4 protein-coding genes and 2 pseudogenes are annotated in these 5018 nt (G+C 69.0%); 4 read left to right on the top strand and 2 right to left on the bottom strand.

Going from position 1 to position 5018, the window contains the following annotated elements; all coding sequences use genetic code 11:
• Positions 1-86: 86 nt before the first annotated feature.
• On the top strand, positions 87-923 hold the full coding sequence (locus tag ACIBJF_RS52050) for an EamA family transporter (protein WP_399184901.1): 837 nt from the start codon (positions 87-89) through the stop codon (positions 921-923).
• Between the two features lie 357 nt (positions 924-1280).
• Positions 1281-1580 (top strand): annotated as a pseudogene (locus tag ACIBJF_RS52045) (transposase); the annotation flags it as partial.
• Here the strand turns inward: ACIBJF_RS52045 and ACIBJF_RS52040 are convergent.
• A complete protein-coding gene (locus tag ACIBJF_RS52040) occupies positions 1574-2056 on the bottom strand; it encodes a nuclear transport factor 2 family protein (RefSeq protein ID WP_399184902.1) in 483 nt (160 codons plus the stop codon). The pseudogene ACIBJF_RS52045 and the gene ACIBJF_RS52040 overlap by 7 nt on opposite strands.
• Before the next feature lie 292 nt (positions 2057-2348).
• Positions 2349-3212 carry an SDR family NAD(P)-dependent oxidoreductase gene (locus ACIBJF_RS52035; protein ID WP_399184900.1) on the bottom strand — a complete coding sequence of 288 codons (864 nt, stop codon included), beginning with the start codon at positions 3210-3212 and terminating at the stop codon, positions 2349-2351.
• A gap of 155 nt (positions 3213-3367) precedes the next feature.
• Here ACIBJF_RS52035 and ACIBJF_RS52030 point away from each other — a divergent pair, with 155 nt between their 5' ends.
• Positions 3368-4021, top strand: a complete 654-nt coding sequence (locus ACIBJF_RS52030; protein WP_399184899.1) for a TetR family transcriptional regulator — start codon at positions 3368-3370, stop codon at positions 4019-4021.
• Between the two features lie 591 nt (positions 4022-4612).
• Positions 4613-4833 (top strand): annotated as a pseudogene (locus tag ACIBJF_RS52025) (IS110 family transposase); the annotation flags it as partial.
• Between the last annotated feature and the right edge of the window lie 185 nt (positions 4834-5018).

Genomic DNA, 5018 nt, shown 5'->3' with positions numbered 1-5018 from the left:
CCCGGACGGTGTCGAGGGCGTAAGACCACCCGAGCCGCCGGCTCCGGTGGCGGCCTGAGCCGTAAATCCCCGCTCAGCCCTGGAGGGTGAGGAATCGCCTCCCTTCAGGGAGGGGAGCCTTCAATCACTTCCTCAACGGCCTGCTGGCCCGGCGCGTCGACAGCGTCGCGGTCGCCGTCATCGGGCAGTTGGGCGGCACCGTGCTGATACTCGCCGTAGCCCCGTTCGTCGTGGCCTCCCACCTCGGCGGCGGTCCTTTGGCCTGGGGTGCGTTATCGGGTATCGGCACCGGCGTGGGCGTGGGCTTCCTGTACCGGGGGATGGGCCGGGGACGCTTCAGTGTGGTGGTGCCGCTCAGTGATGTGGCCGCCGTCGCCCTGCCCGTGCTGGTCGGCGTCGCGCTGCTGGGCGACCGCCCCGGCCCGTTGGCCTGGTGCGGCATAGCCGCGGCGCCCCCCGCGCTGTGGTTCATCACCCGTTCCGGCCGGGCCGACGAGGACGGCGGTGATGGCGTCGCGCCCGGCGCCCGCGACGGCCTGATCGCCGGGGTCGGCTTCGCCGTGCAGTTCATCGCGCTCGCCCGGGCCGACCCCGCTGCCGGGCTGTGGCCGCTGGTCACCAGCCGCGGCGCCTCCGTGCTGGCGCTCCTGCCGCTGATCGCGGCGGACCCTGGACGGCTGCGCGTGGCGCCCCGCCTGGCCTGGAGCTGCCTCGGCGCCGGCGCGCTGGGCACCGTCGCGATCGCGCTGTACACGCTGGCCACCCGCGAGCAACTTCTGTCCCTCGCCGTCGTCCTCACCGCGCTTTACCCCGCCATCCCCGTACTGCTCGGCGTCACCATGCTCCACGAACGCCTCACCGGCACCCAGACCATCGGCCTCGTCTGCGCCGCAGCGGCCATCGCCCTCATCTCGGTGTCATGACAGGTCTGTGTGGCATGTCAGGGCAGAGGGGCGTTGGCGGGTTGGCGGGTTGGTGCTTGTGGGCGTGGTCTCGCTGGTCTTTGTGGCCGTGCAAGAGCGAGCGTGCTCGTAGCAGCGGATTTGTGTGGCACGCATGGTGTGTCGAGGTCCGGCGGAATCGGCCCCGTAGGTGCACGTGCGGGCCCTCCCCGCCCCGAGTGTGCCGGACCCGATTCCTGGTGTACGGATATCTGGGCTGATTCCAGCGAATGCGGTGGCAGGGGTAGGGCTCTGCCAACTTAGGCTCCTGCGGGGCCGGTTGTTCAGCCGGCGCTCGATGGCGGGGAGACCCGCTCACCGGCACCCCGCCGTGCAGACCGAAACATCCCGCCGATCCGCTCACGCCGCGGGCCACGATGCCGACGCCCGGCCAAGGTGCACGCGGACAAGGGCTACGACTACCGTCACCTGCGGCGATGGTTACACAAGCGCGGCATCATCCGTCGCCTTGGTCGCCGCGGCATCGAGAACTCCACACACCTGGGCCGACACCGCTGGGTCGTCGAACGCGCCATCGCCTGGTTCATCGGCTGCGGGCGCCTGCACCGTCGCTACCAGCGCAAGCCCGACCACTTCCTGGCCTTCACTGCGATGGCAGCTGCCCTCATCTGCTACCGCTCCAACAGATCGGCTGGGTTGCTGATGCGGGCGAAGGTATGGAAGAAGCCGTTCTCCAGGCGTCGGTGGACGATGCGCCAGCCTTCCGGCAACCGTTCCAGTCGGTCGTGCCACAGGCCCGTGTGCACGACGTTGGCGTTTCCGTCTCGCGTCTCGTGCGTGTGGAAGAACGGCGACGTGGCGGTCGCGTGATCACCGTCGATCGCAACGGTCGCGTACCCTTCCCGGTGCTGCCAGCGCCCGAAGAGCCTCCCGAGCCCGTCTGTGCCCTCGCGGCGCGTGCCCCGCATGAAGTCGACGTAGTCCGGCAGCCGGATTTCAGCGCTCTGGCCGACGTCGGAAGCGTCGATGACCGCATCGGCGGAGAAGACCTCGGCCCACTGCGCCATCAAATCTTGGTCGGTGTTGTCACCCTGGTGCAGATCCTGCCCAATACCGTAGCGGGCGATGACGTCCTGAATAGCGATCCGGTCCATGAGGTAGCGGATCGCGGTGTCAGACTCGATGCTCATTGCCTCTCATTTCCTCTCGTTACCTATTCCTCCCAGCCGCGTTCGGTCAGGCTGAGCAGGAACCCTCCCCTGCTCTCGACGTAGCGCCGCAGGCCCGCGCGCGCAGGCCAGCGGTCTGGGTGACGGCTGTGCCGCACCGCGCCACCAGCCACCCCGCATCGGCGTGCGGTCCGGGAGTAGCGGTTCGATCCGCGCCCACTGCGCGTCAGTCAACGGCACACTCGGACCAACGGTCGGCTGGTCCTGACGGGCCTGCTTAGTGGTCAAGCCACCTGGACCCGTCGTCCTCGGCCTGGTCGTGGTCGGTGGAGACACTCAGGTACCGCCACTTCTCGTCCTCCTCCAGGCGCCTGGTCCAGGCGGCACGCCCGTAGGTGTAGGCGTCCGAGCCCAGGAGCAGGCGCAAGGGGGGTTCGTCGAGGTCGGCGACGGTGAGGACCACCTGGGCGACCTTGGCCGGGTCGCCGCCTGCCTCCTGGGTGAAGTTCTGCATCGCCTCCGCGGCGGCGCCGACGGTGGCCTGGTACGGCTCGCTGATGGGCGGGGTGTGCATGGACGTCCCCGCCCAGTCGGTGCGCATGCCGCCCGGTTCCAGGACGGTGACCTTGATGTTCATCGGGGCGACCTCGGCGGCGAGGACCTCGGAGAAACCGCCCACGGCCCACTTGGCGGACTGGTAGGCGGTCATGCCGGGGCTGCCGATGCGGCCGCCGAGAGAGGAGATCTGGATGATGCGGCCGCCGCCCTGGCGGCGCAGCACGGGCACGGCGGCCCGGCTGAGATACACGGTGCCGTAGAAGTTGGTGTCGATCTGCCGGCGGAACGCTTCCAGGGTCGTGTCCTCCAAGGAGACGCGATCGCCCTGGCCGGCGTTGTTGACCACGACGTCCAGCCGCCCGAAGGCGTCGACGGTCTCGCCGACGACACGTTCGGCGGCATCGGCGTCGGTCACGTCGAGCCGGGCGGTACGGACCCGGTCGCCGTGGGCGGCGACGAGATCTTCAAGGGTGCGCGGGTCGCGGGCGGTGGCCATCACCCGGTGCCCGGCGGCGAGAGCGGCAGTGACGATCTCGCGGCCCAGGCCCCGGGAGGAACCAGTGACCAGGAAAACCTTGGACATGGGACGAACTCCGTCTATGTGATGAGTGCGGGGGGACTGTGTGGGCTGAGCCACGGCGAAAGCACCCCGCAAGGAATAACGCAATCCACTTGCGTTACGAGCACGCTAACACGTCGAGGTCGTTTACGCATCACCCATGCGTTATGGTGGCGATCATGCAGCGCCGAGCCCGTTCACCCGAGGCCAAGCTCCGCCGAGCCGAAGACCTGCTCGATGCCGCGCGAGCGCTGGCCGCCGCCCGGGGCGGGGTCCGCCACATCACCCTGGCGGCCGTCACCGAGGCTGCCGGCCTGCACGCCTCCGCCGTCCGCCGCTACTTCGACAGCAAGGAGGAACTCCTGCTGGAACTGGCCGAACGCGGCTGGCGGCAGTGGTGCGACATCCTCACCGCCCGCCTTGCCGACACCCGCGGTCTCACCCCGGAACAGATCGCGGCCGTCGTGGCCGGCACGCTCGCCGCGCAACCGCTGTTCTGTGACCTGCTCACCCACGTCCCACTCAGTCTCGAAGGAGACGTCTGCATCGAACGCGCGCGCCGCTACAAGACCAACTCGTTCGCTGCGTACGACGCCATCGTCGAAGCGCTCACCACCGCGGGCACCATGACCAGCACACAGGTGCAGGACCTCATCACCGTGGCGCTGGGACTCACCGCCAACCTCTGGCAGATCTCCCATCCCACACCCACCCTTGCCAAGCTCTACGCCCAGCACCCCCGCTGGGGACACATCGCCCTCGACTTCGAACCACGACTGACCCGCCTGCTCCAGGCCACCGCCACCGGCCTCGCCCCTGCCCAGACGGAGTGATGCAGGGGCGCGCGACAGCAGGGAGGGCGCCGAAGGGGGCGGGCTGTAACTCGGTCTCGCTGTTGCGGGCCATTGCCGCCCGGTCCCTCCGTCGACGCGGAGACCGGCACATCAGGTACATCAGGGGCTTCGGCATATGGATCCGGGTGCCCGATGGGATCGAGCACCCCAGCCCCAGCTCGGGCGCGGAGGGGGCGGCCGCATGGGCGGCTCCAGTCCCGGCGGCGATGGTCAGCATCGGTGCCGACACAACCGCGACAGCCACTCTCTTGATACGTGTGCGCGCATGGCGAGGCCCTCTCTGAGAGCGTGCTTGATCCTCTGGCGGCCTCGGCGAGCCGTCCCCTGCGCTTCAGAGCCTGCGCGTGGCTTCGTGATCGCTCAATCCTGGTACTGATCGCCGCACAGGGCGACTACTGGTCATGTGCATGCCGGGACGCGGGCATGGAGCGAAGACCGTATCCGAGCGACTTATCGGACGAGCAGTGGGCGTTGATCGAGCTGGTGATCGCGGCCTGGAAGCAGGACCGCGTGAGCCGGTCGGCGACGGTAGACCCGGGACCTGCGATCTCCGGCAGGTCGCAAACGCGATCTTCGATCCGAGGCGAACAGCCCTCCAGACGGGGAAACAAGCAGCTCAAACGGCTCTCTTCCTCTCCGCGTTCGCCGCACTGGGCAACTCGGAGTCGCGGGCCTAATCCGACAAGAAGATCGCGTAGGGAAAGCACCACACCCAAGCCCTGCTCTGCCCGGCCCGACGACGGGCCGACGTCCTCTTCGCCATGCTCCGCGACGGAACCTTCTACCTTTGATCTTGGCCGGTGCGCCGCCCTTGGGGGCGGTGGTGGAGGCCATCTCAAGGCCGCTCTGATCCGCACGTGGGCACGGGTCGGCACGGTATACCTCAGCCCGCGGGGCGCTGCTGCCGCTCGATGTACTGCTGTACGACGGTCAGCGGCGCTCCGGCGCAGCTTGCGGCGAAGTACGAGCCGGACCA

Origin of the sequence: Streptomyces sp. NPDC050743 (genome assembly GCF_044456925.1) — a bacterium.
GTDB lineage: Bacteria > Actinomycetota > Actinomycetes > Streptomycetales > Streptomycetaceae > Streptomyces.
Note: the sequence above shows the minus strand (reverse complement) of the source record. Positions and strands in the feature narration are given on the sequence as shown.

Coding starts and splice junctions, on each gene's coding strand:
- ACIBJF_RS52040 (WP_399184902.1), bottom strand. CDS start 2,056: ATGGACCGGATCGCTATTCAGGACGTCATCGCCCGCTACGGTATTGGG.
- ACIBJF_RS52030 (WP_399184899.1), top strand. CDS start 3,368: ATGCAGCGCCGAGCCCGTTCACCCGAGGCCAAGCTCCGCCGAGCCGAA.
- ACIBJF_RS52035 (WP_399184900.1), bottom strand. CDS start 3,212: ATGTCCAAGGTTTTCCTGGTCACTGGTTCCTCCCGGGGCCTGGGCCGC.